The 20743-nt window shown below is 46.5% G+C and carries 17 protein-coding genes; 13 read left to right on the top strand and 4 right to left on the bottom strand.

Going from position 1 to position 20743, the window contains the following annotated elements; genetic code table 11:
- Window positions 1-3: 3 nt before the first annotated feature.
- From FJQ58_RS25345 to FJQ58_RS25355, 3 genes are read left to right on the top strand one after another with little or no spacing between them, the layout of a single operon-like run.
- Complete coding sequence (locus FJQ58_RS25345) at window positions 4-891, top strand: carbohydrate ABC transporter permease (RefSeq protein ID WP_139997571.1); 888 nt, start codon at window positions 4-6, stop codon at window positions 889-891.
- The gene (locus FJQ58_RS25350) at window positions 891-1745 is read left to right on the top strand and encodes a carbohydrate ABC transporter permease (protein WP_238404343.1); all 855 of its coding nucleotides are present in this window, start codon (window positions 891-893) and stop codon (window positions 1743-1745) included. The genes FJQ58_RS25345 and FJQ58_RS25350 overlap by 1 nt, the downstream gene beginning before the upstream one ends.
- Before the next feature lie 26 nt (window positions 1746-1771).
- Complete coding sequence (locus FJQ58_RS25355; protein WP_139997573.1) at window positions 1772-3388, top strand: glycoside hydrolase family 5 protein; 1617 nt, start codon at window positions 1772-1774, stop codon at window positions 3386-3388.
- Window positions 3389-3478: 90 nt separating this feature from the next.
- On the opposite strand, the gene arfA is transcribed toward FJQ58_RS25355, so the two are convergent.
- Window positions 3479-4987 carry an arabinosylfuranosidase ArfA gene (gene arfA / locus FJQ58_RS25360; protein ID WP_139997575.1) on the bottom strand — a complete coding sequence of 503 codons (1509 nt, stop codon included), beginning with the start codon at window positions 4985-4987 and terminating at the stop codon, window positions 3479-3481.
- Window positions 4988-5148: 161 nt separating this feature from the next.
- Here arfA and FJQ58_RS25365 point away from each other — a divergent pair, with 161 nt between their 5' ends.
- From FJQ58_RS25365 to FJQ58_RS25405, 9 genes are all read left to right on the top strand, one after another.
- Window positions 5149-6054, top strand: a complete 906-nt coding sequence (locus tag FJQ58_RS25365) for an ArsR/SmtB family transcription factor (RefSeq protein WP_139997576.1) — start codon at window positions 5149-5151, stop codon at window positions 6052-6054.
- A gap of 53 nt (window positions 6055-6107) precedes the next feature.
- The gene (locus FJQ58_RS25370; RefSeq protein WP_338016166.1) at window positions 6108-7682 is read left to right on the top strand and encodes a response regulator transcription factor; all 1575 of its coding nucleotides are present in this window, start codon (window positions 6108-6110) and stop codon (window positions 7680-7682) included.
- Between the two features lie 3 nt (window positions 7683-7685).
- Window positions 7686-9461, top strand: a complete 1776-nt coding sequence (locus tag FJQ58_RS25375; protein ID WP_139997580.1) for a sensor histidine kinase — start codon at window positions 7686-7688, stop codon at window positions 9459-9461.
- 185 nt (window positions 9462-9646) lie between these two features.
- Window positions 9647-10942 (top strand): ABC transporter substrate-binding protein, encoded by a 1296-nt coding sequence (locus FJQ58_RS25380; RefSeq protein ID WP_139997582.1) that lies wholly within the window; start codon window positions 9647-9649, stop codon window positions 10940-10942.
- A 188-nt stretch (window positions 10943-11130) separates the two neighbouring features.
- Window positions 11131-11970: a carbohydrate ABC transporter permease gene (locus FJQ58_RS25385; protein ID WP_140000077.1), complete on the top strand. Its 840-nt coding sequence runs from the start codon at window positions 11131-11133 to the stop codon at window positions 11968-11970.
- Window positions 11963-12787, top strand: coding sequence for a carbohydrate ABC transporter permease (locus FJQ58_RS25390; protein WP_139997584.1), 825 nt, complete (start codon window positions 11963-11965; stop codon window positions 12785-12787). The genes FJQ58_RS25385 and FJQ58_RS25390 overlap by 8 nt, the downstream gene beginning before the upstream one ends.
- 77 nt (window positions 12788-12864) lie before the next feature.
- A complete protein-coding gene (gene lacZ / locus FJQ58_RS25395; RefSeq protein WP_139997586.1) occupies window positions 12865-15897 on the top strand; it encodes a beta-galactosidase, LacZ type in 3033 nt (1010 codons plus the stop codon).
- A gap of 691 nt (window positions 15898-16588) precedes the next feature.
- The gene (locus FJQ58_RS25400) at window positions 16589-16897 is read left to right on the top strand and encodes a hypothetical protein (protein WP_238404437.1); all 309 of its coding nucleotides are present in this window, start codon (window positions 16589-16591) and stop codon (window positions 16895-16897) included.
- Window positions 16898-17006: 109 nt separating this feature from the next.
- Window positions 17007-17519 (top strand): hypothetical protein, encoded by a 513-nt coding sequence (locus tag FJQ58_RS25405; protein WP_139997590.1) that lies wholly within the window; start codon window positions 17007-17009, stop codon window positions 17517-17519.
- 101 nt (window positions 17520-17620) lie between these two features.
- On the opposite strand, the gene FJQ58_RS32430 is transcribed toward FJQ58_RS25405, so the two are convergent.
- Window positions 17621-17758 carry a hypothetical protein gene (locus FJQ58_RS32430; protein WP_161601274.1) on the bottom strand — a complete coding sequence of 46 codons (138 nt, stop codon included), beginning with the start codon at window positions 17756-17758 and terminating at the stop codon, window positions 17621-17623.
- Window positions 17759-17786: 28 nt separating this feature from the next.
- Complete coding sequence (gene pdxR / locus FJQ58_RS25410; protein WP_139997592.1) at window positions 17787-19217, bottom strand: MocR-like pyridoxine biosynthesis transcription factor PdxR; 1431 nt, start codon at window positions 19215-19217, stop codon at window positions 17787-17789.
- Between the two features lie 238 nt (window positions 19218-19455).
- On the opposite strand from pdxR, the gene FJQ58_RS25415 reads away from it, so the two are divergent.
- Window positions 19456-20286 carry a uroporphyrinogen-III synthase gene (locus FJQ58_RS25415; protein WP_139997594.1) on the top strand — a complete coding sequence of 277 codons (831 nt, stop codon included), beginning with the start codon at window positions 19456-19458 and terminating at the stop codon, window positions 20284-20286.
- Window positions 20287-20306: 20 nt separating this feature from the next.
- Here FJQ58_RS25415 and FJQ58_RS25420 read toward each other — a convergent pair whose 3' ends face one another.
- On the bottom strand, window positions 20307-20621 hold the full coding sequence (locus FJQ58_RS25420; RefSeq protein ID WP_139997596.1) for a hypothetical protein: 315 nt from the start codon (window positions 20619-20621) through the stop codon (window positions 20307-20309).
- Between the last annotated feature and the right edge of the window lie 122 nt (window positions 20622-20743).

The following is a 20743-nucleotide window of genomic DNA, read 5'->3' on the forward strand; positions in this document are numbered from 1 at the left end:
AAGATGAGCGTACTGAGAAAAAACAAGCAAACAGTCATCCTTCTAGCCTTCGTACTGCCGGCCTTATTATTTTATGCTGTGTTTACCATCGCCCCTGCGTTTGGGGGCGTTTGGTACAGCTTAACGAATTGGAACGGTTTGAATCCCACCTACGATATGGTGGGATTCGCCAATTATACCGAAGCGCTGACGAATGACCCTTATTTTATTAAGTCGGTTTGGTTTACTTTTAAATATGTACTATATATGGTTGTGCTGCAAAACGTAATTGCCTTGCTGCTTGCGGTATTCGTAGAATCACGGAGAAAGAGCAAGGTGCTGTTCCGTACGATTTTCTTTATGCCCAATATGCTCAGCTTAATTATTGGCGGCTTTATGTGGATGTTTATCTTTACGAAGGTTCTGCCTATTATTGCTGAGAAAACGGGGCTGCTTATCCTGGATCAATCTTGGATCGGCGATCCGGCCTTCTCCTTTTATTCGATTGTTATTCTTTCTCTATGGGGCGGGGTCGGCTACCAAATGGTCATTTATATCGCTGCCCTGCAAGGAGTTCCAGCTTCGTTGCGGGAAGCGGCTGCAATTGACGGCGCTAGCAGCCTGCAAACCTTTCGCTACGTTACGCTTCCTATGATCTATCCCGCAGTGACAATCGGCATCTTCTTGACGCTGAGCTCCTCCTTCAAAGTGTTTGATGCCGTATATTCCTTGACAGGCGGAGGGCCCGGCAGATCAACGCAGGTCATTGCCCTGAACATCGTAGAGGAAGCGTTTAAATTTAATCAAAGATATGGCTATGCAAGCGCGAAAGCGATCATCTTGTTTGTCATTGTGTTGATTTTGACCGTGATACAGCTTTGGATTATGAAAAGAAGAGAGGTGGAGGCATAATGGCTAAGCCTAAATCGATGCTAACAGCGACGGGAAACAAAGCCGGTCATGCCTTTATCCTGATTTTCTTGCTCGTTGCAGCGGTCATCACGTTGTTTCCTATTTACATGGCCGTTCTCAATTCACTGAAGTCAGATGGAGAAATGCTGAATCAGGTCCTTTCCTTCCCTACGTCCATAACTTTCGGAAATTATGCGGACGCTTATCGTAAAATCGACTTTTTAAGAAGCTTTTGGAACACGATTATCGTTACGCTGATCGGCGTAACTGGCATCATCTTGTTTGCATCAATGGCGGGTTACAAAATGTCGAGAACGCCAGGAAGGCTCAGCCGTTTTTTGTTTTCCTTGTTCGTGCTCTCTTCATTAATACCCTTTCATTCTATTTTGATTACGCTTGTCAAAATCGCCAAAGAGCTAAAGGTGCAGGGCACCACTTACGGGTTGGGCTTTATTTATATCGGATTAGGGGTCGCGCTTGCAATTTTCTTATATCATGGGTTCGTCAAATCGATACCGCGGGATTTGGACGAAGCGGCCGTCATGGACGGCTGCGGGGAATTTCGGTTGTATGCGGCGATTATTTTACCTTTGCTTATGCCCATAACGGCGACGGTTGCAATTTTGAACGCGCTTTGGATGTGGAACGACTTTCTGCTGCCGCTTCTAATGCTGACCAAATCACAGCATTATACGCTGTTGATTTCCACAAATATGCTGTTTGGCGAGTACAATAATGATTGGTCAGCAATCTTATCTTCTTTGGTGCTAACGATGCTGCCAATCTTGCTCGTATACTTGCTGCTGCAAAAATATATTTTAAGCGGAATTGCGGAAGGCGCGATTAAAGGCTAATAGAGAAAGGGTGGCTAGGGACGGACATGGACAAAAATCAAGAGGTAACTGGATTTCTAAAAGCAGCGGGCAAAAAAGTAGTCAATGGCGACGGGAAAGAAATTTTGCTGCGAGGTGTCGGCTTTGGAAGCTGGCTGCTGCCCGAGGGCTATATGTGGCGATTTCCTGATGAAGGGGACCGCCCGAGGCGAATCGAGCGAATGATTAGCGAATTAATCGGCGAGACGAAAGCTGATGAATTCTGGGAGCTTTATTATGACCGTTATACGGCGGAAGCGGACATTGAGCGAATTGCGGCCGAAGGTTTTAATTCGGTGCGCGTGCCGATTAACGCCAGATTTCTAATCGAGGACGGCGTTGTTTTGCGAATCAAAGAAAACCGCTTGGCGCTAATTGACCGTGTCATTGACTGGTGCCGGACTCATTCTCTTTATGTCATCTTGGATTTGCACGGAGCACCTGGGGGGCAGACGGGGACAAATATTGACGATTCCGCGAATGATCTGCCGGAGCTGTTTCTAAACGAACAAAATAAGCAGCTGACGGTTGATTTATGGAGAGCGCTTGCCGAGCGTTACAAAGACGAATGGATTGTTGCGGGTTACGATCTGCTGAATGAACCGCTTCCCAACTGGTTCGCGCAGTATAACGGGCAAATTATGCCGCTGTACAAGGACATCATCTCGGCCATTCGGGAAGTGGACCCGCGGCATATGATTATCTTGGAAGGCGCGCATTGGGCGACGGATTGGTCTATCTTCGACGAACGGCTCGATGACAACCTCATGCTGCAGTTTCATAAGTATTGGAACAATCCGGATACGGAGAGCATCCAGCCGTTTTTGGACAAGCGCGAGGAGCTGGACTTTCCGATCTTTATGGGCGAAGGCGGGGAAAACAACTGCGATTGGTTTACAGGTGCTTTCCGCTTGTATGAGGATCACGATATTTCATGGAATTTCTGGACGTGGAAGAAGCTGGACTGTACGAACTCCCCATGCTCGGTTAATATGCCAGAGAACTGGCAGCAGCTTATTGACTTTATGCAGGGCGGGGCGAAGCCAAGCGCAGAAGCGGCAGAACGCATTTTATGGACCTATCTGGATCACATACGAATCGAGAACTGTACCTATCGTCCGGAGGTTGTCCATGCGTTGTTCCGCAGGGCGACAGTGACAGTGCCGGCTATTTTTTACGGTTATAAAGGAGAAGGAATCAGCTACGGTATTAGCGGTCGTGCGGCCGGAAATATTGGTTTTCGCAGCGGTGACGGGGTGGATATTCGCTTTGTGGACAGTATGAGAGAAACGCCGAACTTTCAGCATATGAAGGGAGAGGAGTGGCAAACGGATGAGCGTCTGTATGTTCAGCTCGCTCCCACTGATTGGGTTGCTTACGAATTTACGGTAGATAAAGCACCGTTAGCCATTGAGCTTGAGCTGCTCGTTCGAGGACGGGAAGGCGCAAGGGTGATGGCTTCGCTAAATGATACCTTTATTGGAGCCCGGCAGTTGGAGAGCGACCAGTGGCAGAGCGTGCGCATTCAGAGCCAAATGCAGGCGGCTGGCCTGCAAAAGCTTATTCTCCGGGCGGAGGAGCAGCCCGTAGCGATTCAGTGGATTCGAATGGCCGCTCTATCTTAGTTATGCAAGGCGTATGAAAAAAAACCGCAGGAGCATGTGCTCCTGCGGTTTTTGCTAACTTCGATAAGCTTCCGCTTGAAATCGGTTTAACTATTTTTTGATTTGCAGCCGGATGACGTTCCAAGAAGCCTTGCCTAGCACGGCTTTCACGGATCCGTTATCGGCTTGCGCATTGCCACGATTATGAGGCGTAACCTCATTCGGATTTGATTTTGTGTTCACGGCTTTCAGATCCGCATGTTCCAACACCAGATGCTCGATGATGCTAACCTCGCCAAAGCTGCGAACGTCAACGTCAAGGTCCAGGCCTTCCGTTAAATGGCGGTTGACCGCAAAGACGGTAATTTCGCCTTGCTCCTCATTAAACACGCTGATTGCTTCGAGGTAAGGGACATCCGTGAAGTCCTTCGAGTCGTATTTCGGCGAAGAGGTAATCGGGTGAAGCACAGTTCCTCTGCCATAAATGGAAGCATGCATATAGGGATAATAAGTCGTCTGCAGCCAAAGAGGGCCGCCGTTTTCAGTCATAATCGGTGCAATAACGTTAATTAACTGCGCAATACAAGCCATTTTTACACGGTCGGCATGCTTGAGCAGGGTAATGATGAAGCAGCCTACCGCCAGGGCATCCTCTAGGGTATACACATCCTCGAATTCAGGCGGAGCGATCTGCCAGCGTTCGTCCGCACGGCTGCTGCCGATAGAGTTCCAGACGTTCCACTCATCAAGCGAGAGCATAAGCTTTTTCTTGCTCCGTTTCTTTGCCTTCACATAATCGCAAATCGCGGTTACGCTGTAAATGAACTGATCCATGTCTAACGATTTGGCAAGGAAGTTGGATGAATCCTGCTCATTGTTATTGTAATAGGTATGCAGGGAGAGGAAATCCACTTGCTCGTACGTGAGGTCGAGCACGGTTGCTTCCCAGTCCGCAAAGGTACTCATGCCGCTGGAGGAGCTGCCGCAAGCAACAAGCTCAATCGTTGGATCGACCCAGCGCATAGCCTTGGCCGTCTCATTAGCTAGGCGACCGTATTCTACGGCTGTTTTTGCCCCGATTTGCCATGGGCCATCCATCTCATTGCCTAAACACCAGGTTTTGAATTTATGCGGATCTTTATAGCCATGCGAGATCCGGAGATCGCTGTAATAAGAGCCGGATGGATGGTTGCAATATTCAACGAGGTTTCTGGCGGCATCGACCCCGCGTGTACCGAGATTGACAGCCATCATGACCTCTGAGCCAACGAGCTTTGCCCAATCCGCAAATTCATTGGTGCCCATTTCATTGGTTTCCGTCGTCCACCAAGCAAGGTCAAGCAGCCGTCTCCGTTCTGCCTTCGGGCCAACGCCATCTTCCCAGTTGTAGCCGGATACGAAGTTTCCTCCCGGGTAGCGTATAATAGGAACCTGCAAGGAACGAATGGCTTCAAGCGCATCGCGGCGAAAGCCGTTCTCATCAGCTGTCTTGTGGCCTGGCTCATAAATGCCTCCGTAAACAGCACGGCCAAGATGCTCGATGAACGAGCCGTAGAGCCGAGGATCAACTTCGGACACCGTAAAGTTCTTATCGATAAGCATGGTTGATTTCATAGACATAACAAACAATCCTCCTGTGATTGAATTAATGAAATTATTAATTCTTATGTTGTTGATTTCTAATATCATATTTATCATAATATATAAATACAAGCAATACGCAGCGAATGAATTGAGATAGGATTAGCTAAATTGCTAATTCTAAGAATGGGAGACTAACGATGTATTTAACGACCGATGCGCAGTCGCTTCGTGTGTATGAAGCATTAGCCAGTGAAGTGCGCTTGCAAATTATCGATTTATTATATACAAAAGAGATGCATATTAAAGAACTGGCCGCTACGCTGTATTTAAGCAGTGCAATCGTGAGCACCCATGTCAACAAGCTTCAAAAGGCAGGGCTAGTTGGTTATCGCATGAAAAGAGTAAACGGCGGTACCTATAAATACTGCTCGCTTTCTACGGAATACCTGCAAATTCGTTTATCGCAAGCGAAGCCTCAAACTAGAAAATTTACCGAAGTATCCATTCCGGTCGGTCACTACACCGATTTTGAGGCTGCGCCAACCTGTGGCATAGCGACTAAAGACAAAATGATTGGACAGTATGATAACCCGACTTACTTTTTAGATCCGGAGCGTGTTCAGGCAGGCATTCTTTGGTTTGCAAGAGGCTTTGTTGAATATAAGATACCCAATTACCTTTTCAAGGACCAAGTGGTGAGCGAAATTGAAATTTCGCTGGAGATTGGCTCTGAGGCTCCTCACATCAATGAGAACTGGCCCTCAGATATTGAGTTTACGATCAATGACAAATCCATGGGCATATGGACAAGCCCTGGCGATTTCGGCAGTTTTAGAGGCAGGCTCTCGCCGGAGTGGTGGCACTCGGATGTCAATCAATACGGGTTAATGAAGGTTTTGCGCATCAACGAGAGCGGCAGCTTCGTCGACGGACAGCAAATTTCGGAGCTGACTATAGAGGATGTATCATCGGATCGTTCGCAGTGGACGTTCCGCATTAGCGCCGAGGATGTATCGCGCGGACGCGGGGGGCTGACGCTGTACGGCAAAGGCTTCGGCAATTATGATCAGGATATTGTTATCCGCAGCTATTATAAGGAATGATTTGCTGCTACACTTACAAGCAAACGGATATTGAATGTGGGGGCTGGGAAACGTTGATTTCTTGTCGCGTACTTATCGTAGATGATGAACTATTAGTGAGGCAGGGGATCAAGCACCTGCTCAATTGGGAACATGAAGGTTTTCAAATCGTAGGTGAGGCTTCCAATGGCAAGGAAGCGCTGGAGCTGATCGATCGCCTCGCGCCGCATATTGTCATTACGGACATCGTGATGCCCGTGATGGGCGGCGAGGAGCTGACTCGCGTGATTAAGGCGAGATTCCCGGAAATTGAGGTTATTATATTAAGCAGCTTCGGTGAATTTGATTATGTGAGATCCACGTTTCAAAGCGGCGTTGCCGATTATATCTTGAAACCTAAGCTGGAAGCTTTCCAACTGCTGGATATCGTAAAACGAACCGCACGCAAAATTCCTTCCTTAAAGCTTGTACAGACGGAGGAGGAAAGCGGCATGTCTGTGAAAGTTGTGCTGGACAAGCTTATTTCAGGCTATGAGGCGGACACGAACAGCTCCGTCATTGAAGAAGCTTTTCCGCATGCGGCATTTCGGCTGCTAGGGGTTGATTTGAAGCAGCTGCAAGGCAAGGGCAGGGAGATACAGGAAGCTGCCTATTGGCATGACAAAATGGCAGTCGAGCTCGCTTCGGAATTGCCGAGTGCAGTCTCTTATCATCTGCCCACCGAAGCAAGCATGGCAGTGATGCTCGTTAATTTGGAAAACCGTGACCAGCATATTCTGAAAGGCATCGCGCGCAAGCTTGCGGCAGGCACAGGAGAACAGCTGCCAGAGCTTGCTTGGATGCTTGGCGAGCCGTTCTCCGAGCTGAGTCAGCTCGGGACGTTCTATAAAGAAGGCTTTCTTAAGCTCAATGCCTATCGTTTCTTCCTCCCGCAATCTCAGCATTTCATCCTTCAAAGCGAGCTGCCGCCGATTGGGGAGGAATCGGTTCAGTTCAATATGAACGATTTCACGGAACGGATGAACCGAAGACAGTACGAAGAAGCATTTAGCGAGCTGCTTGCTGATGTGCAGGCCAAGGCTTCTCGTTATTCTACTGATGTATTTGAATTCAAGTCTTTTTTAGGCAATGTTATTTTTAACATTACGATATTGCTCGGCCGCCAGGACTCCGATGTGAAGCATTTGGAAGAAGCTAAATATGCCTATTTCAAATCCATTGGAGAAACGACGCATGCCAGCGAAGCAATCAAGCTGCTGCAAAGCTTTATAGCGAAAGCCGATGAGGTTATTCAGAAAAGGGGAACGGCGGGCAGCAATGCGAATATGACGCAGCTGCTGCATTTTATACGCGAGCATTATGCCGAGCCGCTCAGCTTGACGGAATTGGCCAAACATTTTCATTTTAACCCCTCCTACTTGTCGAGTTATTTCACTTCGCATAATAAAGAAGGGTTTAGCGAATATTTGAACAGAATTAGGGTTGAGAAGGCGGCGGACCTCTTGCGGCATGATCCCGCATCCATTTCGGAAATTAGCGGAATGGTTGGATATTCGGACCATAGTTATTTCACTAAAGTATTTAAGAAGCTGACGGGCCTATCGCCAAGTCATTATCGAAAACAATACATGGGCAAGAAGAGGGATTAGCAGATGAGAGCTTTTTTGGACAAATTTAAATTCCACGGCTTGTTTATCAAAATGTTTATGGTTACGTTCATTAGCATTATATCGGTGTCGCTCCTGACCTCCATCTTTATGATTCAAATGTCCGAGCGGCTGTTCATGAATACCTTCAGCATTACAAATTCCAAAATTATTAACCAGATTCAGGCCAATTTCGAATCGTTTAATTATTCGGTTGTAACCGCTTCGAACAATGTGATGCAAAATGGAGCCATCAAAGGCTTTCTGACGAAGCCGGAAATGGACACGGTCTCTTCGTTGGCAAGTTACTATCAGGCTAGCCAACAGATGGAGCGGATTCAATCGAATGTTGCCGCTTATCCGGTTACGATGACCATCTCGGGCGTGAATAAAAAATTTCACTCCACAGACAGCTACTATTGGCCAAGCTCGCTCGAAAAGCTGAGAAATAGCATTTTGACCGTCAACACCCTTATCCAGCCCAAGAAGCTGATTTACCAATTGGATACTGAAAATATCCCCGGTTCATCTCATGATGATCCGGTTATTGTTGCGTCCAGAGCTTTAATGGAGAGAACGAGCGGCAATCAATATGGCGTGCTATACTTTGCGATCAAAGAAAGCGACTTTAAAGGATTTTATTCCAGTTTTACAAGCAAGGGCAACGATGTTGTCATTTTGGACAGCAAAGGCGTTGTCGTCTCCAGCAACCGCCACGATTTAATCGGGCAAGAGGAACAGGAACTGCTGAGCTACGCCAAGGAGATCGAAGAGCAAAAGCTAAACTTCAAAGACGTGAATGTTCTGGGAAGCAGCAGTCTTGTATTATCCGAATATTTGCCGGTATATGACTTTTATCTCGTTAATCTGATCAACAAGCAGGAAGTGCTTAAAGGCATCGTGGATTTTAAAATGATTGCTTTGATCAGCATTGCGATTGTTTTTGTGGCTCTTATCATTGTTTTTCTTATTTCCAGAAGGTTGACGAAATCATTAACGATGCTCGCTAGGCAAATGTCGGGCATTACGACAAATCATTTTGATAATTATATCGAGGTTTCCGGGAGCTATGAGATTAAGGAGCTTGGCCGGGCTTACAACTATATGCTTGATGAGCTGAACGATTACATCAAGAAGCTGATTCAGACGCAGAAGGATCAGCGCAATGCAGAGCTATCCGCTTTGCAGATGCAAATCAATCCCCATTTTCTATACAATACGCTTGCTTCCATCAAAATTTTGGTTCAACAGGGCAACAAGGAGAAGGCTGCCGCTACAATTAACTCCTTGATTTCTCTGCTGCAAAATACGGTCAGCAATATTAGCGAGACCATCAGCGTGGCGCAAGAGCTCGTTAATTTAAAAAACTATGTATTCATTAACCATGTGCGTTATGGCGAGCAGATCGTCGTCAATTATTTTGTCGCGGACGACTGTTACGGCTATCATATTCCGAAGCTGATTATCCAGCCATTTATCGAAAATGCGTTTTTTCACGCGTTCCAAGAGCGCAATGATGGGCATATTTACGTGCTTATTTCGCGGGAAGAACAGGCTCTCGTTTGCGAGGTGGTGGACAATGGGGTGGGCATGGAAGGTTATGACCATGAAAATCCGGCCCATAGCTCCATTAGCACCAGTCATTTTTTCTCTGGAATTGGCATTCGTAATGTGCATGATCGGATCGCTCTGCTGTACGGAGAAGAATTTGGCGTCTCAATCGTTAGCGATATAGGTCAAGGTACCAGGGTGAAGATTAGGCTTCCCCTCCATAAGACCTAAAAAAAGTACCAATTCACAAATTAATTTCTAATTACATAATAACCTCTGGAAAGGTAACAATAGAATGACAAATCCACACAAATATATTGCTAACGAGTCATTTTAACGAATTGCTATAATGAATATCGTTAGCCGGCAAACGCTTTCAGAATTAGCTTACAGTTATCAAAAAGGGGTTGAATATTGTGAAGAAATTACTAGCTGTCGCGCTCGCAAGCTTTGTGCTTCTTACGGCATGTTCGAGCAAAGAAAACAATGCACCAAATAACGGTGAAGCACCTGCTGCAGGCACGAAAGAAATTACAGTATGGGCTTGGGACAAAGCATTTAACATTGGTGCCATGGAACGTGCAAGCGAAGCCTATAAAGCAAAAAATGCTGATCTTAAAGTCAACATCGTGGAGAACGCACAGGCTGATATTATTCAAAAATTGAACGCAGGCCTGAATGCTGGTACAACAAAAAGCTTGCCAACAATCGTATTGATTGAAGATTACCGTGCGCAAAGCTTCCTGCAAGCTTACCCGGATGCATTTTTTGCTTTAAATGATTTCATTACGCCTAGCGACTTTGCCGATTACAAGATCGGGCCTACAAGCTTTGACGGCAAACAATACGGCGTACCTTTCGATTCCGGTGTTGCTGGTCTTTATGTAAGAAGCGACTATTTGGAAGAAGCGGGTTTTAAAGTTGACGACCTGCAGGATATCGACTGGAAGAAGCTTATCGAGATCGGTAAAGAAGTGAAAGCCAAAACAGGCAAATCGCTTCTAACCCAAGACCCTAACGATCTAGGTCTTATCCGGATGATGATTCAATCCGCAGGCTCATGGTACTTGAAAGAAGACGGCACAACGCCAAATCTTGCAGGTAACGCAGCTCTGAAGGAAGCATTTGAAACATACAAAGAGCTAATGAATGCTGATATCGTGAAAGTAACTTCGGATTGGAGCCAATTCGTAGGCGCATTTAACAGCGGCGAAGTAGCATCCGTTCCAACAGGCAACTGGATCACAGCCTCGGTAAAAGCGGAAGCATCACAATCCGGCAAATGGGCGGTTGTTCCTTTCCCTAAACTTGGCGGCAACCCTAACTCCGTTCATGCTTCTAACTTGGGCGGCAGCTCATGGTATGTTATGAACGTCGATGGCAAAGAAGCAGCGGCAGAGTTCTTGAAAGCAACTTTTGGTTCAGACGTTGATCTTTACCAAAAGCTTGTGACGGAAATCGGCGCGATTGGCACACTGAAAGCGGCAGCAGCTGGCGACGCTTATAAGCAAGCGGATGAGTTCTTCGGCGGCCAAAACGTGATTCAGGACTTTGCAAAATGGACAGAGCAAATTCCAAGCGTTAACTACGGCATGCATACGTATGCGATTGAAGATATTTTAGTCGTTGAAATGCAAAATTACATGGGCGGCAAAGACATCGACAAGGTGCTAAGCGACGCTCAATCACAAGCAGAAACACAAGTAAAATAAATTAGACCATACGGCAATTAAATAAAACCTGGGGCTTCTCCCTCTCCTGAACCCAAGCCTTTGTTGGACGGGGGCGGGGGCTGGAGGAGTCTGCGAGGTTTTATTTCCGTAAAGAAAGGGGTTAGGCTAACGTGAAAGCAGCGAGGCCTGGCGTGAATATTCGCAGAAGGGCTAACATTACCGGATGGATGTTCGTCATATTGGCAGTCGTATTGATTGCGGCGTTCTATTTTTATCCGATGATCCAAGCGCTCTTGCTATCGTTCAAATCCGGCAAAGGCATGAATTTATCGTATGTCGGCATTGACAACTACGTTCGTTTGTTTAGCGATAAGACGTTTCTAACTGCAGTTAAAAATACGTTCATTTACTTAATTATCCAAGTACCGGTTATGATTGTTTTGGCTATGTTTATCTCTGTATTGCTTAATGACAGCAAATTGAAATTCAAAGGGTTTTTCCGTACGGCAATCTTCCTGCCGGCTGTTACCTCGCTTGTAGCGTATTCAGTTATTTTCAAATACCTGTTTGCTACCGAAGGTCTGGTTAACAAAATGCTAACCAATCTTCATCTGATCGGCACACCGATTCAGTGGATTACAGATCCGTTTTGGGCAAAGGTGACGGTTATCATTGCAATCACATGGCGCTGGACAGGCTATAACATGATCTTCTACTTGTCTGCGCTTCAAAATATTGATCACTCGATCTACGAAGCCGCGAAAATTGATGGCGCCTCGTCCACGAGACAATTTTTTGGCATTACCGTACCGCTACTCAAACCAATCATTTTGTTTACTTCCATAACCTCTACGATTGGTACCTTGCAGTTGTTCGACGAAGTCGTCAATATCACTAAGGGTGGACCGGGTAATGCATCGATGTCCATTTCTCAATATATTTACAACCTTTCGTTCAAATATTCAGCGGATTTCGGCTATGCAGCAACCGTTTCTTATTCCATCGTGATTATGATCATCATATTGGCATTTATTCAGTTCAAAGCGGCAGGTGATAAAAATGGATAAACTAAAACGGGTGTTCGTTTATATATTCCTAACCGTCGCTGCGTTCATATCCATCTTTCCATTTCTCTGGATGATAATCAGCGCAACCAATAAATCGGCTGACGTAACCAAAGGAAGGCTGCTGCCAGGCAGTCAGCTACTGGAAAATCTAAATAATTTGTTCAGCACGGTGGACATCGTCCCGGCCTTGCTGAACTCGGCTAAAATTTCAGTCACCACTACGATCCTTGCAATGGTTATTGCTTCGCTTGCTGGTTATGGCTTTGAAATTTACCGAAGCAAAGCAAAGGATGTCGTATTTACTATTTTGCTTCTGTCCATGATGATCCCGTTCGCGGCAATCATGGTGCCGTTGTACCAAATGTTTGCAGGCATTTCGCAAGCCATCCCTTTTATCGGGCTGGATACACTTTCGGGTGTCGTGCTGCCGACGTTTACGACCGCGTTTCTTATTTTCTTCTTCCGTCAAAATACGAAGATGTTTCCTCGTGAGCTGCTGGAAGCGGGGCGTATCGACGGTTTGAATGAGATAAGCCTGTTTTTCCGGATTTTCATGCCTACGATGAAGACCACTTATGCCGCAGCCGGCATCATTACCTTTATGTCGAGCTGGAATAACTATTTGTGGCCGCTTATCGTGCTGCAATCTCCGGAGAAAAGAACGATCCCGATGCTCATATCCAATTTGGGGTCGAGCTACACGCCAGATTATGGTATCATCATGACAGCGATCGTCATTTCGACAATCCCAACTGCACTTGTCTTTTTCCTAATGCAGAAACATTTTGTAGCGGGCATGACAGGTTCAGTCAAATAAGCACGGAAAAGAGTCAGGTGGCTGTGCACATGTAGCGCAGCCGCCTGACTTTTAAATAACTTTAAGGGGAAAATGCAATGAATGAAATGAAGCCTACAATAAGCTGGCTTACCGATGTAAGCGTATTTGCCGTGAACCGGCTACCGGCACACTCTGATCACCGCTATTACGAAACGATCGATGAAGCTGTGGCAGAAGCGCCAATGTCGCTGCGCCATTCACTGAACGGCAACTGGAAATTCAACTATTCCGTTAAACCGGCAGACCGTCCACAGCACTTTTACGAGCTGGAGCATCCGGTTGATGGCTGGAATAACATTGAAGTACCCGGTCATATTCAACTACAGGGCTTTGGCAAGCCTCAATACGTAAACACCATGTATCCATGGGACGGCCATAATGATATTCGTCCGCCAGCCATTCCGGAGGATCATAATCCAGTTGGAAGCTACGTGAAGTATTTTCAAGCGCCTGCGCAAATGCAGGGCAAGCCGGTCTATATCTCTTTCCAAGGCGTAGAATCTGCCTTTTATTTATGGTTAAACGGAACATTCGTTGGTTATAGCGAAGACAGCTTTACGCCTTCTGAATTTGACCTTACCCCTTATATGGTAGAAGGGGAAAATAAGCTTGCAGTTGAAGTCTATCAACGGAGCACGGGCAGCTGGCTGGAGGATCAGGATTTTTGGCGTTTTTCAGGAATCTTCCGCGATGTTTACTTATATACGGTTCCTAGCAGCCATGTGCGGGACCTGTTTGTACATGCTGAGCTGGACACCTCTTATACGAAAGGGACGATCGGCGTAGATTTAAAGCTCGCAGGAGCTAAGCCTTCGAGCATTAAGCTGGAGCTGAAGGACGCTGCTGGCTTAACGGTCGCTGAGACTGCCATGCAGCCAGATGGCGGGGAACAGTTTTCTTTATCCGTAGATGCAGGGACTGTCACGCCGTGGAGTGCCGAGAAGCCTTACCTGTATATGCTTTATGTTACGCTTTATGATCAAGTGGGCCATGTGGTCGAAGCGGTCCCTCAAAGAGTAGGATTCCGGACATTCGAAATGATCGATAAAGTTATGCATATCAATGGCAAGCGCATTGTGTTCAAAGGCGTGAACCGCCATGAATTCAACAGCCGCAGAGGTCGGTCGATTACGAAGGAAGATATGCTGTGGGATATCCGCACAATCAAACGCAACAATTTGAATGCGGTAAGAACCTCTCACTACCCGAACCAATCGCTGTGGTACGAGCTATGCGATATTTACGGTGTCTATGTCATTGACGAGATGAATCTTGAAACCCATGGCTCATGGCAGAAGATGGGCGCGGTTGAGCCATCTTGGAATATCCCTGAAAACAAGCCGGAATGGCAGCCGATCGTCATGGATCGCGCGATTTCGATGGTGGAACGGGACAAAAACCATCCGTCCATTCTAATCTGGTCTGTCGGCAATGAAGCCTATGCGGGTGAGGTTCTTCTTAATGTATCGAATTATTTCCGGGAGACAGATCCGAGCAGACTTGTCCATTACGAGGGCGTATTCCATAACCGGACCTATGACGCGACGAGTGATATGGAGAGCCGCATGTATGCAAAGCCGGCCGATATTGAGCAATATTTGAATGAGGACCCGCAAAAGCCTTATATCAGCTGCGAGTATATGCATGCGATGGGTAATTCCGTTGGAGGCATGCACAAATATACGGAGCTGGAACAGAAATACGCGATGTACCAAGGCGGCTTCATTTGGGATTATATCGATCAGGTCATCGTCAAGAAAGACCGTTACGGCAAAGAGTTTTTGGCGTATGGCGGCGATTTCGACGACAGAGCGACCGATTACAATTTCTGTACGAACGGAATTGTTTATGCAGACCGCAAGGAATCTCCGAAAATGCAGGAGGTTAAATTCCTCTACCAGAACATTAAGCTGATTCCTGATCGTACCGGCGTAAAAGTGATTAACGAGAACTTGTTCTCAGGTACAGATGCTTATGATTTGGTCGTTAAGCTTCATCATGAAGGACGCGAGATATTTAAAAAATCGCTAAAGGCTGATGTAGCTGCACTATCCGAAGCTTACGTTCCGTTTGAGCTTCCGGCTGCTTTGGAGTCTGGCGAGTATTCGCTGCATGTGTCTTTGAACCTGAACGAAGCTGCCTTGTGGGCTGATGCCGGCCATGAGATTTCATTCGGCCAGCATGTATTCCTAGTGGAGGAAAGTCGTGCTGCTGCTCAGCCTGCGGGCGCGGTAAGAGTAGTGGAGGGTGACGTCAATATCGGCGTACACGGCCGCGATTTCAGCATTATGTTCTCGAAGCAGGCAGGAACGCTGACATCTGTAAATTACTCCGGACGCGAAATGATTGCGATTCCGCCGGCTCCGCTGTTCTGGCGGGCAACGACAGACAATGATAAAGGTTTCGCTCTCGGCTTTGATTCAGGTGCTTGGTTTGCAGCAAGCTTGACGCGCAAATGTGTTTCCGTTGAGTTAACCAAACAGGAAGGAAGCGCAACAGTTACGTTTAATTATAACCTGAGCATTAGCGCGGAGGTTGTCGTTACGGCTGCTTATACCGTATTTGCAGATGGCAGCTTAAATGTGAAAGTGCGCTACGAGGGGGCAGAAGGCCTTCCGAAGCTTCCGATTTTTGCGTTATCGTTCAAGGTGCCAGCGGATTATCACCACTTGGATTGGTACGCAATGGGACCAAGCGAGAACTATATCGACCGTGCGTTTGGGGCGCGACTTGGCGAATTCCAAAATGATGCAGCCGATAACGTCTCGGGCTATGTCGTTCCGCAGGAGTCCGGTAACCGTACCGGCGTCCGCCGCGTGAGCATTAGCAACGATTATGCGCAGGGCATTCGGATCACGGCTCCTGCCACGCAGCCAGTCGAATGCAATATTTCTCCTTACACGGCATTTGAGCTGGAAAGCGCAAATCACCATTATGAGCTGCCGAACGTGCATTATACCGTTGTAACGGTAGCGGGCAGACAAATGGGCGTCGGCGGCGACGACAGCTGGGGCGCACCAGTCCACGGCGAGTATCTTATTCCTGCCAATCAAACGCTAGCGTTTGAGTTCAATATTGCTCGCTTGTAAGCGAGCGCGAGTGCAGGAACGGAACATATAGTCAGGGCTGTCATAGGAACTGCAGCAAGAACAAGCAGAATGAGCAAGCGCAAGATTGACCGCTTTCCTGCAGATTTAGGAAAAACAGTAGAAGAGCAGTAGCGGCATCTGTTGAATAAGCAACAGAAGATTATTCAATAAGTAGCAGGAACAGCAACAAACGAAAGAAGCAGAGGTCAGCCTCTGCTTCTTTTTTTGTTGCATTTTCATATAAAAGCTAGAGCTGGCGTTTAAAAACGACCATGTCTTTTGCTTGGGGCAGGTTAGACAGACCCACTATCTGAACTTAGCTAAGCTGCTCATTCAATGCACCGACTGATGACTGCTGCCACCGTTGCTGGAGTAACTTTAATCCTTCCGTTCAATTAGCGGGAATTTCTCCTTCTAAATAAGCCTTTGTCGATCCTTTTTATGAATTAGCAGGAATTTTTCCATATAAATCCAGCCTTTTGAGGCAATAGCAGAATTAGAGGAGGAATTAACGTGAGAAATTCCCTCTAATTTACACAAGTGCTTCGGAGGGTTTAATTTAACGGGACAAAATCCCGTTATTTCCTAGATTTCATTTTCTAATCATCTGACAAGTTATCTCTTGCAACCAGCTGTGATGTATAATCATATTTCTACGAATTATGGTAAAACAGGCGGTGATAAAGTGACAATGAATAAAAAAAGATCAAAGAAAATCACAGTGGGAGAGGAAAGATACGCCTACGTAATTTCCCCAGCTACAAAGGGCCAATTAGCGCTTACCGTAGAGCATGAAGAGGTTAAGGGGCAAAAAATTAGAGTGTACCTAAAATCAGAAATCAATGAGTTTTGGGTAGAGTTCCCTTATGTAGAAGATTTAAATTTGAAGCTTCTTAAGCCATCAGAAATATCGTTGATCATTGAGGATGCTTTGTCTCGGGGCTGGACACCAAAAAGTAAAGGGCCTATGATAACCTATAACTTAGATGAAAATTCATAGTATGAACTCATTCTATATCTCAGGTTTACTCTTTTTCGCAACAAAATATTTGAAATGCTCGTTCTAAAAAAGGAATAATGCGACCGTTAAAAGAGGGTGGAGAAGTCCAATGAAAGATTTAATAACTGAAAATAATGGCTTATACTCTTTGCCGCTACATAAACAGGCCAAGCTAAAATGGTCATTTCATCTCTTATATGGATTTTTGGTAACCATGTTGCTAGGTTTCATTCTGATTCTGAATGATGACAGTGTAAAACTCAGTCTAAAACTTTTTTTTTACGTGTTTATGATCCTTATCCTATACTCTTGGCTTGCATTAGCTTTCTTTAATAAACCGTACCTCATTATTAATGATGAATACTTGGAATACAAGTGGCTATTCGGTCGCAAACGTATTGATTTGGATACCATTAATCAGATCGAGTTCTATTCGGAAAATGGCGTTACTAAGTTGGGAATTGGAGCTATAGAGCACGGGAAGCGGTCTTTTTTTGAAGCTACAGATCGAATGCTGGGAAGGTATTACTCGGTAAGCATCGTTGTTTCCACCTTCTCCAATATTGATTTTGATAAATTACGGTTAACTTTAATTGCGAAGGTAAATCAAAGAAATCAATGAGGACAAACTTAAACGGGAGAAAGCAGTATAGCATGCTAGTAGGAAAGCTAAGCAGTAGACAGGGTTGGGTAACTAACGGGCCTGCTGCTTAGCTATTCAGCTTAGGATTGAGTATCATTCAACTGCTTCAAATATTGATCCTGAATATGCTCATCGTCTCTAATAATGCCTGCGCCAGCCATCATAATGTAGATGATACCGCCAAAGAACAACGCGCTTAAGATAATAATATAAGTCATCGTATTAGCCTCCTTCCCCTAAAAAAACTCAAAGCTGCTTCAATGCTTCTGAAAAAGCCAGGATACCCGGGCGAATCTCATCTAACTGCGGCTTTGCATAGCTAAGTCGAACATGCCCGGACTCTGAACCGTAGACGCTGCCGGGCACGAATGCTACGCCTCGTTTCATCGCTTCCTCCAGCAGCTTGCCATCCTCGATGCGTTGATTAATTTTGCACCATAGATTCAAGCCGCCGAGCGGAGGGGTGAAGATGACTTTGTCCTGAAGCACTTCCTGCAAGCTTTGGACCATCATTTGCTGCTTCTGAAACAAGGAGTGACGCAATTGTGCAAGATGCGGCTCGAATTGTTCAGAAGTCAGCAGCCGTTCCGCTACCCATTGAGACATAATGCTTAAGCCAAAATCCATTTGCTGCCGGGCATCGGTTAGCCGCTCGATCACGGATTGCGGGGCGACCATCCAGCCAATCCGCAGGCCGGAGGCGGCTATTTTGGACAACGACCCGATATAGAGCACGATTCCGTCCGTATCCATTGCTTTCAGAGGGAGTGGAACGTTTCCGTCAAAAGCAGTAAGGCTGAAGGGATCATCCTCTACAATGGGCACGCGCAGCTCGGCGGCAATGCTCAGCAGTTGTTTTCTTTTGGCTACGCTCAGCGTGGTTCCGGTTGGATTCTGATAGTTAGGATTCAGGAACACCATGCGTATACGGTGTTTTCGGTATAAATCCGTAATATCATCGGGATCAATGCCATCCTCGTGAACAGGAAGGCGGTAAATCCGCAATCCGGCAGATTGGAACATGGGCAAGGAATAGCTGTAAGAGGGATCTTCAATAGCAACGGCATCGCCAGGAGAGAGCAGGCATTGCGTAATCAGATATAAGGACTGCTGTGAACCGGAGGTAATCAGCATTGCTGATTCCGTGGTTTGTATATCGTTATGTTGCTTTAGCATATGAACGAGCGATTTTCTTAATGGTTCGTAGCCCTGAGGGTCATCATAGCCCAAATGCTCTTGAAAGGGCTGCTCACGTAAAATGCTGCTTACCGTCTCGTTGGGAAATAAATCGGACGACAGCTCTCCGCTTGCCATGTTAATGACCGTAGGGCTATTTAGCGTAACTTCCCGAATGCGCCTCATGAGCGGAAGATTCGGCAAGAATGTACCGCCTTCTGTATATTGGCGCCAGTTAGGCGTGTGGGTTGGCGAAATCCCCCATTTGGTTAAGCTAACGCGCGTACCGCTGCCAACGATGCTCTCCACGAGTCCCGAGGCGCGCAGTTCCTCGTAGGCTTGGATGATGGTGCTCCGATTGACGCCAAGCTGCTCTGCCATTTTGCGCTCGGAGGGAAGTGAGCTTCCCGGGGGCAGCTCGGCATAGGAAATCGCACGCTCAATATGATCGACAATTTGCTGGTATAGGGGAGTTTGAGCTGAACGATCTGGTTTCCACATAACCTACCGACACCCTCTGCGAATGATGATTTCTGTGTTTGATTTCTTTATTAACCGTAACGGATATTGTATAAGATGTACAGATCCAATTGGAAGTATGATTCCCCCTCCAATTTTGGAGGAGACTCGGATTTTACTGCGAATGGATGGTTGAAAGCTAGCGGGATTGGAGGGTCACAAACGGCAACCGGGCAACTATCATTAATCCATTATCATTAATGGATGGAGAGCACATTATATGAGGAAATCAGCCTTAAGCGGAAAAAGGATCGTTATCGCCGGTTCACAAAAAACACAAGAAATGAGCATGATCATTGAGAAACAAGGAGGGCTGCCGCGAGTGCGATCTTTGCAGGGCTTAACGGTTTTTAATGAAAATTTCATAGCGGAGCCTTTACGGAAATTGGCTGCTGAAGGCGCGGATTGGGTTATTATGACCACGGGATTAGGAGCTGAGCGAATGGTTCAATCGTCAGAGGCGCTAGGATTTCGGGAAGCGCTACTGGCGTCGTTGTCACAAGCGCAAATAGCAACAAGAGGTTATAAAACAACGGCTTTCCTCAAGAAGTATGGACTTCAAGCAGCGGTAAATGATGAAGATGGAACAGTGGAAAGTCTTATGAAAAATTTAGGCACGATAGACTTTCGGGGTGCACGGGTGTGGGTTCAACTGCATGGGGAGGAAGCGCCCGAACTGGAGCGGTTTTTGCAGGACAAAGGAGCTTTGTGCGTGCATACGGTTCTTCCTTATCGCCATACGCCGCCTGAGTGGAGTACGCTGGAGCTGCTGCTCTCTGAGCTTGAGTACGGGGTTGTCGACGCCGTATGTTTTACGACAGCTGTGCAAGTGCGTTATTTGTTCAGCTATGCGTTAGAACAGGGGCGGCTGGAGCAATTAGTTGATGCGTTTGAAAGAAAAGTATTTGCTGTGGCCGTCGGCAAGGTGACTGCTTCGGCATTGAAGGAGTTCGGCGTACAACGGATTATCGTGCCGGAAAAAGAACGGATGGGCGCGATGGTCATCGAATTATTGCATTTTTATGAGAGTTTGGGATTGAAAGGATCATGATCGTAAATGGGGCGGTGAGGCTAATCGTATTTCTCATCATCAACTCGAATAATGTTGTCCATGATAAGTTCAGCCTCCGTCTCAAAATTAAGATGAAGCGGTGCGGGAAGCTTATCCAAAATGGAAAGAATCGGCGGCAGCGCGAGAAACTGTTCAATGGTCTGAGGAAATGGTTTTAGCTCCGCAGTGGCCCACTCTCGAACCGTATCAATAAAGCTATAAAAAGAAGCTTCGAATTGATCGGCAGAGCCCTCCGCTTCATCCATGTCCGCGACGGTCATCGCTCTCCAATTTTTTAATACGGTTCCTAGAGCTTGCTCTACTTGGATGTTCATGGTTGCTTGTCTCCTTGCGATCGAAGTTTCACTACAATTGCAGTCATTATAACACGAGGATCATTGTCCATGATATGATAGGGAGAAATGACGCTTGAACAGAATGAGAGGAGATTGGACTA

Origin of the sequence: Paenibacillus paridis (assembly GCF_006345825.1) — a bacterium.
Classification (GTDB): domain Bacteria; phylum Bacillota; class Bacilli; order Paenibacillales; family Paenibacillaceae; genus Pristimantibacillus; species Pristimantibacillus paridis.

Bases quoted from the DNA above. Each gene is read 5' to 3' on its own strand.
- FJQ58_RS25345 (WP_139997571.1), top strand. From the start codon at position 4: ATGAGCGTACTGAGAAAAAACAAGCAAACAGTCATCCTTCTAGCCTTC.
- FJQ58_RS25350 (WP_238404343.1), top strand. From the start codon at position 891: ATGGCTAAGCCTAAATCGATGCTAACAGCGACGGGAAACAAAGCCGGT.
- FJQ58_RS25355 (WP_139997573.1), top strand. From the start codon at position 1,772: ATGGACAAAAATCAAGAGGTAACTGGATTTCTAAAAGCAGCGGGCAAA.
- arfA (WP_139997575.1), bottom strand. From the start codon at position 4,987: ATGTCTATGAAATCAACCATGCTTATCGATAAGAACTTTACGGTGTCC.
- FJQ58_RS25365 (WP_139997576.1), top strand. From the start codon at position 5,149: ATGTATTTAACGACCGATGCGCAGTCGCTTCGTGTGTATGAAGCATTA.
- FJQ58_RS25375 (WP_139997580.1), top strand. From the start codon at position 7,686: ATGAGAGCTTTTTTGGACAAATTTAAATTCCACGGCTTGTTTATCAAA.
- FJQ58_RS25385 (WP_140000077.1), top strand. From the start codon at position 11,131: ATGTTCGTCATATTGGCAGTCGTATTGATTGCGGCGTTCTATTTTTAT.
- FJQ58_RS25390 (WP_139997584.1), top strand. From the start codon at position 11,963: ATGGATAAACTAAAACGGGTGTTCGTTTATATATTCCTAACCGTCGCT.
- lacZ (WP_139997586.1), top strand. From the start codon at position 12,865: ATGAATGAAATGAAGCCTACAATAAGCTGGCTTACCGATGTAAGCGTA.
- FJQ58_RS25400 (WP_238404437.1), top strand. From the start codon at position 16,589: ATGAATAAAAAAAGATCAAAGAAAATCACAGTGGGAGAGGAAAGATAC.
- FJQ58_RS25405 (WP_139997590.1), top strand. From the start codon at position 17,007: ATGAAAGATTTAATAACTGAAAATAATGGCTTATACTCTTTGCCGCTA.
- FJQ58_RS32430 (WP_161601274.1), bottom strand. From the start codon at position 17,758: ATGACTTATATTATTATCTTAAGCGCGTTGTTCTTTGGCGGTATCATC.
- pdxR (WP_139997592.1), bottom strand. From the start codon at position 19,217: ATGTGGAAACCAGATCGTTCAGCTCAAACTCCCCTATACCAGCAAATT.
- FJQ58_RS25415 (WP_139997594.1), top strand. From the start codon at position 19,456: ATGAGGAAATCAGCCTTAAGCGGAAAAAGGATCGTTATCGCCGGTTCA.
- FJQ58_RS25420 (WP_139997596.1), bottom strand. From the start codon at position 20,621: ATGAACATCCAAGTAGAGCAAGCTCTAGGAACCGTATTAAAAAATTGG.